The sequence below is a fragment of the Jannaschia formosa genome (assembly GCF_003340555.1).
Lineage (GTDB): Bacteria > Pseudomonadota > Alphaproteobacteria > Rhodobacterales > Rhodobacteraceae > Jannaschia > Jannaschia formosa.
Map to the genome: position 1 here is coordinate 1 of NZ_QPLJ01000009.1, position 16,999 is coordinate 16,999.

Genomic DNA, 16,999 nt, shown 5'->3' on the forward strand with positions numbered 1-16,999 from the left:
AGAACCTCCGCAAACTGGCCAAGTTGGTGCCCGTGACAGCCCCCGGATGAAAGGGACTGCCAATCGGCTCGCTTTGGACGCTGGTCAGAACGCTTCGATCGCCGACTTTTTCAACAGTATCTCCGCATAGCCGCCAGACATCCCTCGGCCCATGTCATCGATGCGGACTGACTTCGGTCGCGCAGCAGTTGTGGGATAGCGGACGGCCAAGAACGGTTGTTTTCGAGGGAGTGGCATGGCGCTCTCCTGCGCCGGCCCGGATGCCGTCCCGAGGCTCTCAAAAAGTCTCTTGAAGCGTAGCCGACGTGCGCCATCGCATCCCTCCCTCGCCTCACGACAAACACTCTGCGCCCCTCGGTATCGGCACGCAGTTTCCTGCGGGGTTGTCTTAGGCGCAAGCGCCGCCGAACGTGCGTTGTGGCGCGGCTCAAAACCACTCGCGGCAAACACGTGGTCGTCGCAAGGCGCCGTTCGACCCACTCGAACCGGGACAGGCTTGCCTGCCAAGCTCGGGATTGCCTTCGCGGTCGACACGGGTCCGATGCACGGGCGGCCGCCGCACGATGATAGGCTCAAGACCCCGCGCGGCCTCCCGCCATACAAGCACGTCGTCAAGTGCCGGACCGGGGAACCGAGCCGGCTCGAGGTCGCTCCGCCCCATCTCCAGCCGGGACCGAACAGCTTGGGCCGCTCGTCCGGGCCGGGCGAGGCCCCGGGGACCGGAACGGCTTGCGCCACGGCCCTGCCGGTTGTATGGGGCGCGGGACGTCCCCCGCCCCGGCCCTCCGGGGCGTTCTGCGTCCTCGGGCCAGCGCCGCTGCCCCCCAAGCAAACAAGAGCCGTCCGGAGCCAGCCGGACAGGACATCATCCGGGGGCAAACCCCGACGTAACCATAGGAGGGTCCGATGGACCTGCTCGCACAGATCGAGGCGGAACAGCTTGCCGCGCTCGGCCACGACATCCCGGACTTCAAGGCCGGCGACACGATCCGCGTCGGCTTCAAGGTGACGGAAGGCACGCGCACCCGCGTGCAGAACTACGAAGGCGTCTGCATCAGCCGCAAGAACGGCAACGGCATCGCCGGCTCGTTCACCGTCCGCAAGATCAGCTTCGGCGAAGGCGTCGAGCGGGTCTTCCCGCTGCATTCGACAAATATCGACAATATCGAGGTCGTCCGCCGCGGCCGCGTCCGCCGCTCGAAGCTCTATTACCTGCGCGACCGCCGCGGCAAGTCCGCCCGCATCGCGGAGCAGACCAACTATCGCGATCTGAGCGAGAAGGAGAAGGTGTGATGAAAGCCGACCTGCATCCCGACTACCACCTCATCGACGTCAAGCTGGTCGACGGCACCGTCGTTCAGATGAAATCGACCTGGGGCAAGGAGGGCGATCAGATGTCGCTCGACATCGACCCCTCGGTCCACCCCGCCTGGACCGGCGGCAGCTCGCGCCTGATGGATACCGGCGGCCGCGTGTCGAAGTTCAAGAACAAGTATGCCGGCCTCGGCTTCTGAAGCCCCGCCGACGCGATCTTCGACGGGCCGCCCCTCGGGCGGCCCGTTTGCGTTCCGGTGATGCGAACTGCGGCAACTGCGCGACCCCTGCCCCCAAGTTTCCCGGATAAAACCGCGCCGTCGCTTTCCTTGTGTGCGAGCGGTCCCTATCCTCCGCCCCCGGGGCGATCCACACGAGTGAGCAATGGCGCATATCATCGTCTTCGGGAACGAGAAGGGCGGGTCGGGCAAGTCGACCACCTGCATGCACACCGCGACCGCGCTGGCGCGGTCGGGGGCGCGTGTCGGCGCGCTCGATCTCGACCTGCGGCAGCGGACCTTCACCCGCTACCTGGAGAACCGCGCCACCTTCGGCACGAAGAACGGCGTGACCCTGCCCACGCCCAAGGTCGCCACCCTGCCCAAGATCGACCGCGACGGGCTGGAGCCGAACGAGAACCCCTTCGACAAGGCACTGAGCCTCGCCGTGGCAGAGCTGGAGAAGGACTGCGACTTCGTCGTCATCGACTGCCCCGGCTCCCACACGCGGCTGAGCCAGGTGGCGCATTCGCTGGCCGACACGCTGGTGACGCCCCTGAACGACAGCTTCGTCGATTTCGACCTTCTGGCGAAGATCGACCCTGACAGCAGCCGCATCCTCGGCCCTTCGGTCTATTCCGAGATGGTCTGGCACGCGCGCCAGCTGCGGGCCAAGGCGGGGCTGAAGCCGATCGACTGGATCGTCCTGCGCAATCGCCTCGGCAAGCAGGAGATGCACAACAAGCGCAAGATGGGCCAGGCGCTGGAGGATCTGTCGAAGCGCATCGGCTTCCGCGTCGCCCCCGGCTTCACCGAGCGCGTGATCTTCCGGGAGCTGTTCCCGCGCGGCATGACGCTGCTGGACCTCAAGGATATCGGCGTGGCGAACCTGAACCTGTCCAACATCGCCGCCCGGCAGGAGGTGCGGGACCTTCTGAAGTCGCTGAACCTGCCATCGGTCGAGGCGGCGTTCTAAGCGGGGCCGCGTCCGCGCGGACATCACGGCAGGCCGTGCCATCCGCGCGACGCCATCCGGCGACGCCGGATGCCCCGCCTCAGTCGTAGCGCAGGGCCCGGGTCTTGCCGCGGAACACCCAGTAGGCGAGCGCCGTGTAACCCAGGATCGACGGCACGACGAAGAGCGCGCCGATCAGGATGATCATCAGGCTCTCGGGCGCGGAGGCGGCCTCGTAGATCGTCAGGCGGTCGGGCACGACATAGGGATAGAAGCTGTAGGCCAGCCCCAGGAAGGCCAGGGTGAACAGCCCCAGCGCCGAGGCGAAGGGCACCCAGGCCCAGCGGTCGCCCTCGGCCGGCAGATGCGCGAAGGCGCGCCAGAGCAGCGCCAGTAGCGCCAGCGACGCCAGCGGCAGCGGCGACAGCCACAGAACCTCGGGGAAGGAGAACCACTTCTCCCAGATCCGCGGGCTGACCAGCGGCGAGGCGAGCGAGATCGCCCCGATCCCCCCGGCAAGGCCCCAGACGCAGCGCCTGGCCCAGGCCACGGCGGCGGTCTGAAGCGGTCCCTCTGCCTTGAGGATCAGCCAGGCCGCGCCGATGAAGGCATAGCCCACCGTCAGCGCCATCGCGCAGAGCGTCGCGAAGAGGATCGTGCCCGCCGTGAACTCCAGCCCCATGACGTAGAGTCCCAGCATGAAGCCCTGCGCCAGCGTGGCCATCAGCGACCCCGCGAAGAAGAGCCGGTTCCAGAGCGCCTTGTACTTCGCCCGCGCCTTGACGCGGAACTCGAACGAGACGCCGCGCAGGATCAGCCCGACCAGCAGCACGAAGACCGGCAGGTAGAGCGTCGACAGGATCATCCCATGCGCCGCCGGGAAGGCGACCAGCAGCAGGCCGACGGCCAGCACCAGCCAGGTCTCGTTCGCGTCCCAGAACGGGCCGATCGAGGCGACCATCATGTCCCGCTTCTGCTCGTCGTCCGCCAGCGGGGTCAGGATGCCCACCCCGAGGTCGTAGCCGTCGAGAATGACGTAGAGCAGGATCGAGACGCCCATCAGGCCCGCGAAGACGAAGGGCAGCCAGGTGTCGGGGCTCTGTCCGAGCAGTTCCATGTCCGTCACTCCGCCGGTTGAAGGTTGGCGCCCGCGCCGCGGCCGAGGCCGCGGTCCTCGCGGGTGATGGCATCCACCACTGCCTCGCCCGAAGCCGGGGTCAGCGAGTCGAGCGGCTCGTCCTTCGCGGCCTTGTGGGCCAGGTAGACGATCACGCCGACATAGGCGAAGAGCAGCGCGGCATAGATCGCGAGGTAGCCGAGCAGCGTCGACAGGACCATCGGCGCGGGCACGTCGGCCACGGCCTCGGCCGTCGACATCACGCCTTGCACCAGCCAGGGCTGACGCCCGATCTCAGTCGTGTACCAGCCGGCGAGCGTGGCGACCCAGCCCGCGAAGGTCATCGGCACCAGCGCCCAGAGCAGGGGCTTGGGCAGGTGCCGGATCATGAACCGGCGCTCGGTCCCCGTCTCCGGGCAGGGCTTGCGCCGCCAGAGGAAGGCCAGCGCGCCCCAGGAGACGAGCAGCATCGCCATGCCGGTGCCGATCATCACGCGGAACGACCAGAAGACCTTGTCGACCGGCGGGTGCAGCACGGTCCCGTCCTCGGTCACGAACTCGTCCAGCGCGGGGATGGCGCCATCGGCATGGTGGGTCAGGATGATCGAGGCCATGTTGGGGATGGCGATCTCCAAATCGTTCTCGCGCGTCTCGGAGTTGGGCAGGGCGAACAGGATCAGCGGCGTGTTGCCGTCGGTGTCGGACCAGTTGCCCTCCATCGCGGCGACCTTGGCGGGCTGATGCTCCAGCGTGTTGAGCCCGTGCATGTCGCCCATGAAGATCTGGATCGGGATCAGAAGCGCGGCGAAGGTGATGCCGACGCGGATCTGGCTGCGCACGGCCTCCTTCCGGTCGCCGCGGATGTAGCGGAAGGCCGCGACGCCCGCGATGACGAAGGCCACGGTCAGACCGCTCGCCAGCAGCATGTGGGCCAGTCGGTAGGGCATCGACGGGTTGAAGATGATCGCCCACCAGTCGGTCGCATGGGCCACGCCGTCGATCATCTCGAAGCCCTGGGGCGTGTGCATCCAGGAGTTCAGGACGATGATCCAGAAGGTCGACATCGTCGTGCCGAAGGCAACGAGGAAGGTCGCCAGCGTGTGCAGCCAGCCGGGCACGCGGCTGAAGCCGAAGAGCATGATGCCGATGAACACGGCTTCGAGGAAGAAGGCGGTCATCACCTCATACGCCAGCAGCGGCCCGGCGATGTTGCCGACCGTCTCCATGAAGCCCGGCCAGTTGGTGCCGAACTGGAACGACATGGTGATGCCCGAGACGACGCCCATCGCGAAGCTGAGCGCGAAGACCTTCACCCAGAAGCGATAGGCTTCCATCCACTTGAGGTCGCCGGTCCACTGAAAGCGCAGCTTGAAGAACAGAAGGAACCAGCCCAGCGCGATGGTGATCGTCGGGAACAGGATGTGGAAGGAGATGTTGGCCGCGAACTGGATGCGGCTGAGGATGAGTGCGTCCATCATGTGTCGTTCGTCCCCCAGAATTTCATCTTGTTCGTCTTCTCGAGCAGCCCGCCCAGCTTGCGACCCATGGTCATCAGCTGGACCAGCCGCTCGGTCTCGAGCCGGTTCATCTCGTCGTGGAACTGCGTCATCATCTCGATCAGCTCGCGCAGCTCGGCGATGCGGGCCTCGGCATAGGGGTCGCCGGTGGACCCGCGCATCTCCAGCTCGCGCAGGGTGGTCAGCGTCGGGTCGATCTCGCGCTTGCGCCGCTCGGCGATGAGGGTACGGACGATCTCCCACAGGTCGTCGGGCGTGGTGAAATAGTCGCGGCGGTCTCCGGGCCTGTGGCGCAGCCGGACGAGGTTCCAGGACTGAAGCTCCTTGAGGCCCATCGAAGTGTTCGACCGGCTGATGCTGAGCGCGGAGGTGATCGCCTCGGCGTTCAGCGGCTCTTCGGACAGGAAGAGCAGCGCGTAGATCTGCCCCACGGTGCGGTTGATGCCCCAGCGGGAGCCCATCTCGCCGAAGTGAAGCACGAAGTCCTGTTGGAGAGGCGTGAGGGTCATGTCGTCCGTTTCAGAAATTTCTGAAACTCAGATAAGACATGTCAGCCGATTCGGAACCCGGGTTCCGCAGGTGCGACGCCGTGTCCTACCTCTTCTGTCGGGAAAGCCGCCGCTCCAGGCGGCGCAGGCCCAGCGACAGCAGGATCGTCATCGTCAGGTAGAGCAGGGCGACGACGTTGTAGGTCTCGAAATAGCGGAAGTTGCCCGCCGCCGTGACCTTGCCCAGCTGGGCGATGTCGAGCACGCCGACGACCGAGACGAGCGAGCTGTCCTTGACCATCGCCACGAAGTCGTTGCCGAGCGGCGGCAGGATCGTGCGGATCGCCTGCGGGAAGACGATGAACCGGAAGCGGTGCCAGCGCTTCAGTCCCAGCGCCTTCGCCGCCTCGATCTGCCCGGTCTCGACCGATTGCAACCCGGCGCGGAAGACCTCGGCGATGAAGGCGGAATAGGCGAGGATCAGGGCGAAGATCGCCCGCCACAGAAGCGGGAAGTCCCGCGTCCGCGCCTCGGGCAGGCCCAGCCAGTTCCAGAACGCGACGAGCCCCGGCGCCAGGACGAAGGCCACGTAGAGCAGAAGCACGAGGATCGGGATGCCGCGCAGGATCTCGGTGTAGAAGCGGGCGATCTGGCGCAGGACCAGGCTGCCCGACAGCGACATGAGCGCGATGCCGAGGCCGACCAGCGAGGCGCCCGTGAAGGCCAGGACGGTCACGAAGATCGTGATCCAGACGCCGCGCCTGAGGGTCGCCAGGACCTGCCGGGCCCCGTCGTCCAGCGCAATGGCAACATAGGCCCCGCCGAGCAGCAGGGCCACCGCGACCAGCCACCAGGGGAAGTCGTCGGACGGGTCGCGGTCAGGTCCCATCATGCGCGCATCCTCGCGCGCCGCGTCATCGCCGGGCTCGACCCGGCGATCCATTCCGGCAACCTTTCGATCGCGGCATCGGTGGATGGCCGGGCCGGGCCCGGCCATGACAACGGATGATCGTCACCCGCCGATCTCGTACTCCAGGAACCACTTGGTGTTCAGCGCCTCCAGCGTGCCGTCCGCCTCCATGTCGGCGATCACCGCGTCGAAGGCGTCGATCAGCGCCTGATCGCCCTCCTTGGGAAAGATGAAGCCGAACTGCTCGGTCCCGAGCGGCTCGCCCACGATCTTGAGCCCCCCGTCGGAGGCCGCGACATAGCCGTTCGCCGCCGTCGAATCCGACAGCACCATGTCCACGTCCCCGGTCCGCAGCGCCTGAAGCCCCGCGCCGAAGGTCTCGAACAGCTTGATGCGCGGGTTCGCCTCGTCGCCGTCGAGAACGTCGTAGACGGTGACGTAGAAGGGCGTCGTCCCGGGCTGCGCGGCGGCCAGCAGGTCCGGGTCGGCGGCGAAGCCCGCGGCGTCCTCGAACCGGTCCTCGTCGCCGCGCACGACCATCATCATCTGGCTGGTCATGTAGGGCGCCGAGAAATTCACCGCCTCCTTCCGGTCGTCGCGGATGGTGATGCCGGTCATGCCCATGTCGAACTCGCCCGCGCCCACGGCAGCGATCATCCCGTCCCAGCTGATCTTCTCGTATTCGGGGGTGAAATTCAGCCGCTCGGAGGCCTCGGCCATGAAGTCGTATTCCCAGCCGATGGCCTCGCCGGTCGCGGGGTCCTTGAACTGGATCGGCGGATAGGCGTCCTCGGTCGCGATGACGACGGTGCGGCCGCCGAGATCGGGCAGATGGGCATCGGCCAGGGCCGGGGCGGCCAGCGAAAGCGCGGCCAGGGCGAGGGTCGCGGGCAGGGCAAGGGATGTCATGCGCGGTGTCTCCGGTTGCGTCCGCGGGATGGTGCATCATCGGCCGGAAGACGCAAGCCCGTCAGCCGCGCCTCGCGATCACGGCGCGCGCCTCGGCCACCGCCGCGTCGAAGCCGGCCTCCAGCGCGGGGTCGAGCCCGCGCACCGGGTCCAGCACGCGCAGCGCCCAGTCGACATATTCGGTCATCCGCGCCTGCGACCAGTCCGGCGGGGTGCGGGCGATGGCGGTCAGGTTGGCGGCCTTGTCGGCCAGCTTCAACCGCTTCGCCCGGTCGGAGGCATGGCGGACATGCTCCTCCTGCGCGGCCTTGCGCTCGGCGCGCGGCAGGGCGGTGTCGTCGGTCACCTCCATGACCAGCGCAGCGACCTCCTCTCCGAAGGCTTCGGCGATGTCGTCGCGGGTGACGTCGCAATCCTCGACCGTGTCGTGCAGCAGCCCTCCGAGGATCAGGACCTCGTCCTCGGGATGCACGGCGGCGAGCCGGGTGGCGACGTCGAGGACGTGATCGACATAGGGGATGTCAGCCTCGCCCTTGCGCAACTGCCCGTGATGGGCGCGGGCGGCGAAGCGGGCGGCGGTCAGGAGGGTCTCGGCGTTCATCAGATATCTCCACAGACGGGGCAGTCGGGGCGGCGCGTCACCTTGATCCGGCGGGCATCGGCGTCGAGCCCGTCCCAGGTCAGAAGCGCCCCGCGCAGCGGGGTGCCGGCGCCGGTGATCTCCTTTATCGCCTCCAGCGCCATGGCCGCGCCGATGATACCGGGCAGCGCGCCCACGACCCCGGCCTCGGCGCAAGGCGGCGCGAGCCCCGGCGCGGGCGCCTCGAGGAAGAGGCAGGCGAGGCAGGGCGCGCCGCCTGCCGGGTCGTAGATCGTCAGTTGCCCTTCCCACTGGGTAATCGCCCCGGCGATCACGGGAACGCCGGTCGCGACGGCGGCGCGGTTCACGATCTCCCGCGTGGCGAAGCTGTCCGAGCCGTCGAGGACCAGGTCGTAGTCCGAAAACAGATCCTCAGCGATCTCGGGCGTGAGCCTCCGGTTGTAGGGGCGCACGGTCACATGCGGATTGACGTCGGCGATGGCGGCCTTGGCCGAGAAGACCTTGGGCTGGCCGGTGCGCGCGTCGGTATGCGCGATCTGGCGTTGCAGGTTCGACACGTCGACCGTGTCGTCGTCGATCACCCCGATCGTGCCCACCCCCGCCGCGCCGAGGTAAAGCAGCGCGGGCGAGCCGAGCCCCCCTGCCCCGACCACCAGCACCTTGGCCTCCTTCAGCTTGCGCTGGCCCGTCCCGCCGATCTCGCGCAGGACGACATGGCGGGCGTAGCGTTCCAGCTCGACCGCCGAGAAGGGGCCGGAGGGGACGGGCGCGGCCTGCTCCTCCCGCCGGGCCTGCGCCGCCTCGGCCCGACCGCGGATGCGCAGGAAGACGGCCCGGTAGAGCAGGACCGCCAGGATCATTCCACCGAGGATCAGCCATTGCGCCGCGCTGCCGCCCAGGCTTTCGCGCAGCGGATGGCCGTCGGGCAGCGCAATCTGGACGAACAGCACCGCCACGTAGAGCAGGCCGATCATGTAGAGCCGCGCCTGCACCGGCGTCTTCAGGAACCACCCGAGTCCCCAGAGCGCCGCCGCGAGAAGGAGGACCAGCGTCATGTCCCGGTCGACCCGAAGCCGCCCGCGCCCCGCGCGCTCGGCGGCAGCGCCGCCACCTCGACGAAGCGCACGGCCGAGACCGGCGCCACCACGGCCTGCGCGATGCGCATTCCGTGGGTTACTTCGAAAGGCGCCTCGCCGTGGTTGATCAGGATCACGCCCAGCGGGCCGCGATAGTCGCTGTCGATGGTCCCGGGCGCGTTCAGCAGCGTGACGCCGTGCTTCAGCGCCAGGCCGGAGCGGGGGCGCAGCTGCATCTCCCAGCCTTCGGGGATCGCCACGTGAAGCCCCGTCGCGATCAGGGCACGGGCGCCGGGGGCGAGCGTGATCGTCGCGCCGCCCGTGTCGGCACGCAGGTCGGCCCCCGCCGCGCCCTCGGTGGCCAGCGCCGGGAGGGGCAGGTTGGGGTCCGCGCCCTCGGCCCGGGTGACGTCGATGCGCACCGAAGTCATGCCAGCGCCTCGGCGATGCGGTGGGCGAGACGGCGCGCCGTCTCGGCCTTGGACAGGCGGGGCCAGGGCTCCGCCCCCGCCTCGGAGATAAGGGTGACGGCATTCTCGGAGCCGCCCATGATGCCCGTCGCCGGCGAGACGTCATTGGCGACGATCCAGTCGCAGCCCTTGCGCGTCCGCTTGGCCGTCGCGTGAGTCACGACGTCGCCCTGCGCGTCGCCCGTCTCGGCGGCGAAACCCACGACGAGGCGCGGGCGCTGCGGCGACTGGCAGACCATGCGCAGGATGTCGGGGTTCTCGGCGAAATCCAGCGGGGGAGCCTTGCCGCTGCCGTCCTTCTTCATCTTCGACCCACTCGCGTTGGCGACGCGCCAGTCGGCCACGGCGGCGGCCATCACGGCGGCGTCGGCAGGCAGCGCCGCCTCGACCGCCGCCAGCATCTCGCGCGCGGTCTCGACCCGGATCACCTCGACGCCTTCGGGCGGCACCTCCGCCGGGCCGGTGACGAAGCTGACCCGCGCGCCCAGGTCGCGCAGCGCGGCGGCGATTGCCGCCCCCTGCGCCCCGGAGGAGCGGTTGGCGATGTAGCGCACGGGGTCGATCGGCTCATGCGTCGGGCCGGAGGTGACGAGGACATGCCGCCCCTTCAGCGGTCCGTCCGCGAAGAAGGCACCGATGGCGGCGACGATTTCGGGCACCTCGGCCAGCCGGCCGGGGCCGAACTCCCCGCAGGCCATCGGCCCCTCGTCGGGGCCGACGACGCGGATGCCGTCGGCGCGAAGCGTGGCGAGGTTCCGCTGCGTCGCCGGGTGCTGCCACATCCGGACGTTCATCGCGGGGACGATCATCACCGGCTTGTCGGTCGCCATCAGCAGGGTCGTTGCCAGGTCGTCCGCCATACCCGCCGCCATCCGGCCCATCAGGTTCGCCGTCGCCGGGACGACCACGACCAGGTCGGCGGCGCGGCTCAGTTCGATATGGCCCATCTCCGCCTCGTCGGTCAGGTCGAACAGGTCGCGATAGACCTTCGACGCGGCCAGCGCCGAGACCGAGAGCGGGGTAACGAACTGCTCCGCCGCCGCGGTGAGCACGGGAGTCACATGCGCGCCCTGCTCGCGCAGGCGCCGGATCAGGTCCAGCGCCTTGAAGGCGGCGATGCCGCCGCCGATCACCAGCAGGATGCGCTTGTCGGTCAGCATGGTGGTTTCCGTTCTGCGTCGCGGCCACGTTTAGCCATGCCGCGCGCGCGGCGTCGACCTCCGATCGTCGTGGGCGGGTCCCAAGGGCCCATGGCCCTTCAGCGGAAGGCGTCGCAAGGGTCGGGACGGTCCGCAGGCGCGGGCGCGTCCAGCACGACGTCGCCACCGGGCGGCACGCTTCCCTCCTCGCCCTGCACGACCGCGACCACCTCGATCCCGGGCCGGACCCGCGCGATGGCGGCGGGCACGCCCCAGTCGGCGCGGGCATGGCCGTTCCCGGCGATCAGCACGACCGGGGCGCCGAACCGGTCCAGCGCGTCGAGCGTGCGCGCCGCAAGCCGAGCATCGACCGCGCGCTGGCGGGCGACGAATTGCGGCAGCAGCTCCGCCGGCAGGACGCCGCAATGGGCGTCGGCCTGCAACGCCTCGCGCGTAGCCTGCTCGGTCTCGGGCAGGGGCATGTCCAGCCCGTAGGCCGACAGGTCGCCCGCCTCGCCCGCAGCGCCGAGGACGGGCACGCCGATCGCGTCGAACACAGGCATGTATATCGCGATGTCGGGCCAGCCCGCCTCGGACCAGCCGAGCAGCGCGTCGAGCGCCTGCGGATCGCGCGGCCGGTCCGGGCCGAGCCGGGCGGCCTGCTCCGGGTCGAGCATCTCGAACACGACGGCGGTCGGCGCGATCTGCTCGATCAGCGCCCCTTGCGCCGCGTGATGCGCGGGATTGTCGTGGACTTCGCCCAGCACATAGACCTGCCCCGAAGGCAGCTCTACGGCGCCGGCCGGACAGGTCAGCGCCAGGCAGAGGAGGGCGACCCGGGTCAGTTGAGGAACCCAAGCACCTCGCGGGACTGCTTTTCCAGCGTCTTGCGCATCTTGGCGAAGGCGGCGGCCTCCAGCTGGCGGACCCGCTCCTTCGAGAGGTTCAGCTCGTTGCCGAGGCTTTCGAGCGTGCGCGGCTCCTCGCGCAGCTTCCGCTCCCGCACGATGAAGCGTTCCCGCTCGTTGAGCGCGGACAGCGCCGTCAGCAGCCACTGGCGCAGTGTCTCGGTGTCGTGGTCGTTCTGGACGATCTGGTCAGCCTGCGTCGTCTCGTCTTCCAGGGTGTCGATCCACTCGCGCCCGTCCTCGTCCGAGGATTGCGTGGCGTTGAGGCTGAAGTCGGAGCCCGACAGCCGGCCCTCCATCATCTCGACGTCGTGCAGCGGCACGCCCACTTCCTTGGCGATCCGCTCGCGCAGGGTCTGGCGGTCGAGGGTCACGCCCTCGGCCATCGCCTCCCGCTCCAGCCGGGCCTGGACGCGGCGCAGGTTGAAGAACAGCGACTTCTGCGACGATGTGGAACCGGTCCGCACCATCGACCAGTTGCGCATCACGTGGTCCTGGATCGAGGCCTTGATCCACCAGACCGCATAGGTGCTGAACCGGACGCCGCGATCGGGGTCGAACTTCTCGGCGGCCTTCATCAGGCCCAGCCCCGCCTCCTGGATGAGGTCGTTCATCGGCGCGCCGTAGCGCTTGAACTTCGCCGCCATCGAGATCGCGAGGCGCATATAGGCTGTGATCAGACGGTGCAGGCTTTCCTCGCAGCGCTGGTCCCGCCAGGCATATGCCAGTTTGAGCTCGGTCTCCGCGTCCAGAAGCTCCGCCTTCATGGCGCGCCTTGACAGGGACATGTCGCTATTGAAATCCAAAGCCATACGTCAACCTCTCCGCCGGTGCAGCCCGCCGTCTCGCGCGACGGGGCTGTCGTTTTCGTCGTGCTGTATTCAATTACGAGGCGACCGGCCTCCTGGATTAGAAAAAGTTGCCAGATGGACAAAAGTTCCCGACTGACCCTTGTTCTCGGCCACGCGGCCTCGGGGAAATCCGCCTGGGCCGAGGCGCAGGTCCTGGCCTTGGGCGGGCGGCCGACCTATGTCGCGACCGCCGCGCTCGGGGATGCGGAGATGGCCGCCAAGGCCCGCGCCCATGCCGCGCGACGCGGCGACGCCTGGGTGCTGATCGAGGGGCCGGAGGATCTGGCCGCCACCTGCCGCGCCTTGACCGGCCCGGTTCTGGTCGACTGCGCGACGATGTGGCTGACCCGCCTGATGATGGAAGACCGCGACTGGCAGGAACCCGCCGCCGGCTGGATCGACGCAATGCGCGGGAATCGGGCGATATTCCACGTCGTTAGCAACGATGTCGGCGGCGGTGTGACGCCCGACAACGCGCTCGCCCGCGGATTCCAGAGGGCGCAGGGAGAGCTTAACCAGAGGCTCGCCGCGGCGGCGGATCGCGTGGTGCTGGTGACGGCCGGTCTGCCGCAGGTGCTCAAGTGACGCGGCTCTGGCTCATCCGCCACGGCCCCACCCATGCGAGGCGCATGATCGGCTGGACCGACCTGCCCGCCGACCTGACCGACGCCGCCGCGCTCGCCCGGCTGGAGGCCGCGCTGCCCGACGCGCCCGTGGTCAGCAGCGACCTGATCCGCGCCGTGGCGACCGCCGATGCGGTGCAGGGCCGCCGCGACCGTCTGCCGCACATGCACGCCCTGCGCGAGTTCCATTACGGCGCCTGGGAGGACCGCGCCGTCGGCGAGATCGACGAGCCGGCCCTGCGCGCCTATTTCGAGACCCCCGGCTCCGTCCGCGCGCCGGGGGGCGAATCCTGGAACGACGTCGCCGCCCGCGTCTTCGCCGCGCTGCGCGACCTCGCCCGCGGCCCCGACCTGATCGTCGTCGCTCATATGGGGGTGATCCTGACCCTCTGGGCCCGGGCGCGCGGCGTCGCCCCCTACGAGGCGCTGGCGCAGAAGATCGACAACCTGTCCCTGACGCGGATCGACTGGAACGAAGGCCGCATGGTGCCGCATTTTGCGAACCGGCGCCCCTGAGGCGGCGTTCGCGCCCCGTGATGGGTCGCGCAAGAAAGCTGATTTCCCGCACGCGACCAGCCAGGATAGCCTGCGCGCCATGACCCACGAACTCCTCATCGGCGATCGCGCCTATTCCAGCTGGTCGCTGCGCGGCTGGCTCCTGTTCCACGCCTTCGGGCTGCCCGTCCGGGAGCGGACGACGCGGATGTATTCCGACGAGTTCGCCCGCGACCTGGCCGGTTTCGCGCCCGCGCGCACCGTTCCGGTGGTGCGCACGCCCGAGGGCGGTCTCTGGACCGACAGCATCGCCATCGCCGAAGGGCTGGCCGAGGCCTTCCCCGAGGCCGGCCATTGGCCCGCCGCCCCGAAGGCCCGCGCCGCGGCCCGGTCCTTGGTGGCCGAGATGCATGCCGGCTTCACCGCCTTGCGCAGCGCCTGCCCGATGAACCTGCGCGTGAAGTCCGGGGGCTTCGTTCCGTCCGAGGCCGTGCTGGCCGACCTCGCCCGGCTGGAGACGCTCTGGTCCCATGCGCGCGGTCTGGCCGAGGCCGGCCCCTGGCTCTTCGGCGCCTACAGCGCCGCCGACGCCTTCTACGCCCCGGTCGCGATGCGCATCGCCGGCTACGGCCTGCCGGTCTCCGAATCCGCGCGGTCCTATGTCGCCGCGCACCTGTCGCACGGGCCGCTCCGCCGCTGGCGCGCCATGGGCGAGGCGCAGGACCGGACGCTGGACGTCTACGAGGTGATCGCCCCGGCGGAGCCCTTCCCGATGCCCGCGCCCCTCCCCGCCCGCGCCGTGGCAGAGGGCCCCTCTCGAAACGAGGCCTGCCCCTATTCCGGCAAGCCGGTCACCCATTTCCTTGAGCTCGACGGCCAGGTCTGGGGCTTCTGCAACGCCTTCTGCCGCGACAAGACGGTCGCCGATCCCGAGGCATGGCCCGCCTTCATGGCGATCGTCGCGGAGCACCGCACGGCGCGTTAACCATTCGGTAGCACATTTGCCGTTAACCTTTCCGAAACAGGGGAGCGGCGATGCTGGCACGGACCACGACGGTCGCCTTCGAGGGGCTGGAGGCGCGGGCCGTCGACGTGCAATGCGCCGTTTCTCCGGGGATGCCCGGCTTCGCCATCGTCGGCCTGCCCGACAAGGCCGTCTCCGAGGCGCGCGACCGCATCCGCACCGCCCTGTCGGAGCTGTCGATCGCGCTGCCGTCGAAGAAGGTGACCGTCAACCTGTCGCCCGCCGACCTGCCGAAGGAAGGCGCGCATTTCGACCTGCCCATCGCGCTGTCCCTGCTCGCCGCCCTGGAGATCGTGCCAGCCGAGGCGGTCGCCCGCGCGGTGTCGATCGGGGAGATGTCGCTCGACGGAGCGCTCGTCGCCGTGGCCGGCGCGCTGCCCGCTGCGGTGACGGCAGGCGCGCTGGGCGCCACGCTCTTCTGCCCTGAAGCCTGCGGGCCCGAGGCCGCCTGGGTCGACGCCACCCCGGTCCATGCCGCGCCCTCGCTCAAGGCGCTGATCGACCACCTGACCGGCGTCAGGCCGCTCGACGTCGCGACCAGGGGGCGGCTCGCCGCCGATCCGTCATCCGCCTGCCTGCGCGACGTGCGCGGGCAGGACCGCGCCAAGCGCGCGCTGGAGATCGCCGCCGCCGGGCGCCACCACCTGTTCCTCGTCGGGCCGCCCGGCGCGGGCAAGTCCATGCTCGCCGCGCGGCTGCCGGGCCTGCTGCCCCCGCTCTCGCCGATGGAATCGCTCGACTCGTCGATGATCCACTCGCTCGCGGGCACGCTGGAGGAAGGTGGCATCCTGTCCCGCCGCCCGTTTCAGGAGCCTCATCATACCGCCTCGAAGGCGGCCATCGTCGGCGGCGGCAAGAAGGCGGGGCCGGGGCAGATCAGCCTCGCCCATAATGGTGTGCTGTTCATGGACGAGTTTCCGGAATTCTCGCGCGACGTGCTGGAGACCCTGCGCCAGCCGATCGAGACCGGAGAGGTCGTGATCGCCCGCGCCAACGCCCATGTCCGCTATCCCTGCCGTTTCCTGCTGGTCGCCGCCGCCAATCCCTGCCGCTGCGGGATGCTGTTCGACGCCAACGCCGCTTGCACCCGGGCGCCGAGCTGCGGCGAGGACTACATGGCGCGCGTCTCGGGCCCGCTGATGGACCGCTTCGACCTGCGGCTGGAGGTGCCGTCGGTCGACGTCGCCGACCTCGCCCTGCCGCCCTCCGGCGACGCCTCGGCCACGGTGGCCGAGCGGGTCGCCGCCGCCCGCGCGGTCCAGGCCGCGCGCTATGCCGGGGCCGAGAGCGTCACCGTGAACGCGGACGTGTCGGGCGACGCGCTGATGGCCGTGGCCGAGCCCGATGCCGAGGGGCGGGAGCTTCTGACCCGCGCGGCCACGCGTTTCGGCCTGACGGCGCGGGGCTATCACCGCGTGCTCAAGGTCGCGCGCACCATCGCCGACCTCGCCGGAGAGCCCGGCGTTCGCCGCCCCCATGTCGCCGAGGCGCTCTCCTACCGGCTGATCGCCGCCCGCGACACCTGAGCGGGCGAGAAGCCTCGGATCGCGACGCGGCCGACGGGTCCGGGCCTGGCGGGGGCTGGGCCTCGCCGTCCCGCGCCCTTCCCTCCAGCCCCAGCGGACGAGGCGCGTCCCGCGCCGCCAGCTTCGCCGTGCGACCTTCGGCGCAGCGGCCCGCGCGACCCGGCCTCTCTCCCCGGATTGGAGCCAAGGGCGGCGGGAGGGGCATCCGTGACAGCGGCGATCTCGCAACCCCCGGGGGCACCCGGCCTCGAGGCAGGGCCTCCCTCGACTCGACCGGCGCGCCCGCCTCGAGGGCGTCCACGACGCGAGGGTCCCGCCAGGCTTCGCCTGCGCGGATCCCTCGCCACGGGGGACCGGCCCCCGGCCCCGGCACGCCCGGCGTTCCGCCGGACGCGGCGGCCTGGCTCAGCCGCTCTGCCGCGTCACCGCGATCAGCAGGACGCGCGCATCCTCGTCCTCCAGCAGCCGGGTGACGACCGCATCGAGCCGTTCCCGCAGCCGCGTCATCTGCGGCGCCGCCGTGAAGTCGCCTTCGAACCCGCCCAGCGAGCCGTGCAGGTACAGCACCTCGTTGAGCCCGTCGCGCAGCCGCGGCTCCTGCCGCAGGACCTCCTCGCGGCCGACCCGCACGCTCTCGATCCCCAGCGACAGGACCGCATGCGAGCCCCCGCGCCCGTCCCGCAGGATCGGGACGACGAAGGGCTCGCGCAGGGTCACCGCTTCGGGCGGGCCCGCCTCTGGAGCGGCTCCGGCCATGTCCTCCGCACCCTCGGGCGGCGGCGGGCGCAGGAAATGGCCCGCCGCCGCCCCCCCGATCAGGGCCAAGAGCACGAGCGCGAGCGCAGCGATCCGGGCCAT

The 16,999-nt window shown here is 69.9% G+C and carries 19 protein-coding genes; 7 read left to right on the forward strand and 12 right to left on the reverse strand.

Annotation, left to right across the window (positions count from 1 at the left end):
• The first annotated feature begins 906 nt into the window (after positions 1 to 906).
• The 3 genes from rplS (at position 907) to DR046_RS11110 (ending at position 2,508) form a co-directional block, all read left to right on the forward strand.
• A complete protein-coding gene (gene rplS / locus DR046_RS11100; protein WP_115382460.1) occupies positions 907 to 1,293 on the forward strand; it encodes a 50S ribosomal protein L19 in 387 nt (128 codons plus the stop codon).
• A complete protein-coding gene (gene rpmE / locus DR046_RS11105) occupies positions 1,293 to 1,514 on the forward strand; it encodes a 50S ribosomal protein L31 (protein ID WP_115382461.1) in 222 nt (73 codons plus the stop codon). The genes rplS and rpmE overlap by 1 nt, the downstream gene beginning before the upstream one ends.
• Positions 1,515 to 1,698: 184 nt before the next feature.
• On the forward strand, positions 1,699 to 2,508 hold the full coding sequence (locus DR046_RS11110; protein ID WP_115382462.1) for a division plane positioning ATPase MipZ: 810 nt from the start codon (positions 1,699 to 1,701) through the stop codon (positions 2,506 to 2,508).
• A 79-nt stretch (positions 2,509 to 2,587) separates the two neighbouring features.
• On the opposite strand, the gene DR046_RS11115 is transcribed toward DR046_RS11110, so the two are convergent.
• From DR046_RS11115 to DR046_RS11165, 11 genes are all read right to left on the reverse strand, one after another.
• Positions 2,588 to 3,604 (reverse strand): cytochrome d ubiquinol oxidase subunit II, encoded by a 1,017-nt coding sequence (locus tag DR046_RS11115; RefSeq protein WP_115382463.1) that lies wholly within the window; start codon positions 3,602 to 3,604, stop codon positions 2,588 to 2,590.
• 5 nt (positions 3,605 to 3,609) lie between these two features.
• Positions 3,610 to 5,082, reverse strand: a complete 1,473-nt coding sequence (locus DR046_RS11120) for a cytochrome ubiquinol oxidase subunit I (RefSeq protein WP_245190909.1) — start codon at positions 5,080 to 5,082, stop codon at positions 3,610 to 3,612.
• Positions 5,079 to 5,630, reverse strand: coding sequence for a GbsR/MarR family transcriptional regulator (locus DR046_RS11125; protein WP_115382464.1), 552 nt, complete (start codon positions 5,628 to 5,630; stop codon positions 5,079 to 5,081). The genes DR046_RS11120 and DR046_RS11125 overlap by 4 nt, the downstream gene beginning before the upstream one ends.
• An 85-nt stretch (positions 5,631 to 5,715) precedes the next feature.
• Positions 5,716 to 6,498: an amino acid ABC transporter permease gene (locus tag DR046_RS11130; RefSeq protein ID WP_115382594.1), complete on the reverse strand. Its 783-nt coding sequence runs from the start codon at positions 6,496 to 6,498 to the stop codon at positions 5,716 to 5,718.
• 123 nt (positions 6,499 to 6,621) lie between these two features.
• Positions 6,622 to 7,428 carry a transporter substrate-binding domain-containing protein gene (locus DR046_RS11135; RefSeq protein ID WP_115382465.1) on the reverse strand — a complete coding sequence of 269 codons (807 nt, stop codon included), beginning with the start codon at positions 7,426 to 7,428 and terminating at the stop codon, positions 6,622 to 6,624.
• Between the two features lie 61 nt (positions 7,429 to 7,489).
• Positions 7,490 to 8,029, reverse strand: a complete 540-nt coding sequence (locus DR046_RS11140; RefSeq protein WP_115382466.1) for an HD domain-containing protein — start codon at positions 8,027 to 8,029, stop codon at positions 7,490 to 7,492.
• Complete coding sequence (locus tag DR046_RS11145; protein WP_115382467.1) at positions 8,029 to 9,084, reverse strand: HesA/MoeB/ThiF family protein; 1,056 nt, start codon at positions 9,082 to 9,084, stop codon at positions 8,029 to 8,031. The genes DR046_RS11140 and DR046_RS11145 overlap by 1 nt, the downstream gene beginning before the upstream one ends.
• Positions 9,081 to 9,536, reverse strand: a complete 456-nt coding sequence (dut, locus tag DR046_RS11150) for a dUTP diphosphatase (protein WP_115382468.1) — start codon at positions 9,534 to 9,536, stop codon at positions 9,081 to 9,083. Before dut ends, DR046_RS11145 begins: the two co-directional genes overlap by 4 nt.
• Positions 9,533 to 10,735: a bifunctional phosphopantothenoylcysteine decarboxylase/phosphopantothenate--cysteine ligase CoaBC gene (coaBC, locus tag DR046_RS11155; RefSeq protein WP_115382469.1), complete on the reverse strand. Its 1,203-nt coding sequence runs from the start codon at positions 10,733 to 10,735 to the stop codon at positions 9,533 to 9,535. The genes dut and coaBC overlap by 4 nt, the downstream gene beginning before the upstream one ends.
• A 98-nt stretch (positions 10,736 to 10,833) precedes the next feature.
• On the reverse strand, positions 10,834 to 11,559 hold the full coding sequence (locus DR046_RS11160) for a ChaN family lipoprotein (protein ID WP_306418046.1): 726 nt from the start codon (positions 11,557 to 11,559) through the stop codon (positions 10,834 to 10,836).
• Positions 11,556 to 12,434, reverse strand: a complete 879-nt coding sequence (locus tag DR046_RS11165; RefSeq protein ID WP_115382470.1) for an RNA polymerase factor sigma-32 — start codon at positions 12,432 to 12,434, stop codon at positions 11,556 to 11,558. The genes DR046_RS11160 and DR046_RS11165 overlap by 4 nt, the downstream gene beginning before the upstream one ends.
• Positions 12,435 to 12,548: 114 nt before the next feature.
• On the opposite strand from DR046_RS11165, the gene DR046_RS11170 reads away from it, so the two are divergent.
• The 4 genes from DR046_RS11170 (at position 12,549) to DR046_RS11185 (ending at position 16,141) form a co-directional block, all read left to right on the forward strand.
• On the forward strand, positions 12,549 to 13,058 hold the full coding sequence (locus tag DR046_RS11170) for a bifunctional adenosylcobinamide kinase/adenosylcobinamide-phosphate guanylyltransferase (RefSeq protein WP_115382471.1): 510 nt from the start codon (positions 12,549 to 12,551) through the stop codon (positions 13,056 to 13,058).
• Entirely contained in the window at positions 13,055 to 13,612 is a 558-nt protein-coding gene (locus tag DR046_RS11175) for a histidine phosphatase family protein (protein WP_115382472.1), read from the forward strand. The genes DR046_RS11170 and DR046_RS11175 overlap by 4 nt, the downstream gene beginning before the upstream one ends.
• A gap of 79 nt (positions 13,613 to 13,691) precedes the next feature.
• Positions 13,692 to 14,576: a glutathione S-transferase gene (locus DR046_RS11180; protein ID WP_115382473.1), complete on the forward strand. Its 885-nt coding sequence runs from the start codon at positions 13,692 to 13,694 to the stop codon at positions 14,574 to 14,576.
• A 50-nt stretch (positions 14,577 to 14,626) separates the two neighbouring features.
• Positions 14,627 to 16,141, forward strand: coding sequence for a YifB family Mg chelatase-like AAA ATPase (locus tag DR046_RS11185; protein ID WP_115382474.1), 1,515 nt, complete (start codon positions 14,627 to 14,629; stop codon positions 16,139 to 16,141).
• Between the two features lie 405 nt (positions 16,142 to 16,546).
• On the opposite strand, the gene DR046_RS11190 is transcribed toward DR046_RS11185, so the two are convergent.
• Positions 16,547 to 16,999 carry a hypothetical protein gene (locus DR046_RS11190; protein ID WP_115382475.1) on the reverse strand — a complete coding sequence of 151 codons (453 nt, stop codon included), beginning with the start codon at positions 16,997 to 16,999 and terminating at the stop codon, positions 16,547 to 16,549.

Excerpts from the sequence above, each read along its gene's own strand:
- DR046_RS11110 (WP_115382462.1), top strand. The coding sequence starts at position 1,699 with ATGGCGCATATCATCGTCTTCGGGAACGAGAAGGGCGGGTCGGGCAAG.
- DR046_RS11115 (WP_115382463.1), bottom strand. The coding sequence starts at position 3,604 with ATGGAACTGCTCGGACAGAGCCCCGACACCTGGCTGCCCTTCGTCTTC.
- dut (WP_115382468.1), bottom strand. The coding sequence starts at position 9,536 with ATGACTTCGGTGCGCATCGACGTCACCCGGGCCGAGGGCGCGGACCCC.
- DR046_RS11145 (WP_115382467.1), bottom strand. The coding sequence starts at position 9,084 with ATGACGCTGGTCCTCCTTCTCGCGGCGGCGCTCTGGGGACTCGGGTGG.
- DR046_RS11140 (WP_115382466.1), bottom strand. The coding sequence starts at position 8,029 with ATGAACGCCGAGACCCTCCTGACCGCCGCCCGCTTCGCCGCCCGCGCC.
- DR046_RS11125 (WP_115382464.1), bottom strand. The coding sequence starts at position 5,630 with ATGACCCTCACGCCTCTCCAACAGGACTTCGTGCTTCACTTCGGCGAG.
- DR046_RS11180 (WP_115382473.1), top strand. The coding sequence starts at position 13,692 with ATGACCCACGAACTCCTCATCGGCGATCGCGCCTATTCCAGCTGGTCG.
- DR046_RS11170 (WP_115382471.1), top strand. The coding sequence starts at position 12,549 with ATGGACAAAAGTTCCCGACTGACCCTTGTTCTCGGCCACGCGGCCTCG.
- DR046_RS11165 (WP_115382470.1), bottom strand. The coding sequence starts at position 12,434 with ATGGCTTTGGATTTCAATAGCGACATGTCCCTGTCAAGGCGCGCCATG.
- coaBC (WP_115382469.1), bottom strand. The coding sequence starts at position 10,735 with ATGCTGACCGACAAGCGCATCCTGCTGGTGATCGGCGGCGGCATCGCC.
- DR046_RS11185 (WP_115382474.1), top strand. The coding sequence starts at position 14,627 with ATGCTGGCACGGACCACGACGGTCGCCTTCGAGGGGCTGGAGGCGCGG.
- DR046_RS11135 (WP_115382465.1), bottom strand. The coding sequence starts at position 7,428 with ATGACATCCCTTGCCCTGCCCGCGACCCTCGCCCTGGCCGCGCTTTCG.
- DR046_RS11120 (WP_245190909.1), bottom strand. The coding sequence starts at position 5,082 with ATGATGGACGCACTCATCCTCAGCCGCATCCAGTTCGCGGCCAACATC.
- DR046_RS11190 (WP_115382475.1), bottom strand. The coding sequence starts at position 16,999 with ATGGCCCGGATCGCTGCGCTCGCGCTCGTGCTCTTGGCCCTGATCGGG.
- DR046_RS11130 (WP_115382594.1), bottom strand. The coding sequence starts at position 6,498 with ATGGGACCTGACCGCGACCCGTCCGACGACTTCCCCTGGTGGCTGGTC.
- rplS (WP_115382460.1), top strand. The coding sequence starts at position 907 with ATGGACCTGCTCGCACAGATCGAGGCGGAACAGCTTGCCGCGCTCGGC.
- rpmE (WP_115382461.1), top strand. The coding sequence starts at position 1,293 with ATGAAAGCCGACCTGCATCCCGACTACCACCTCATCGACGTCAAGCTG.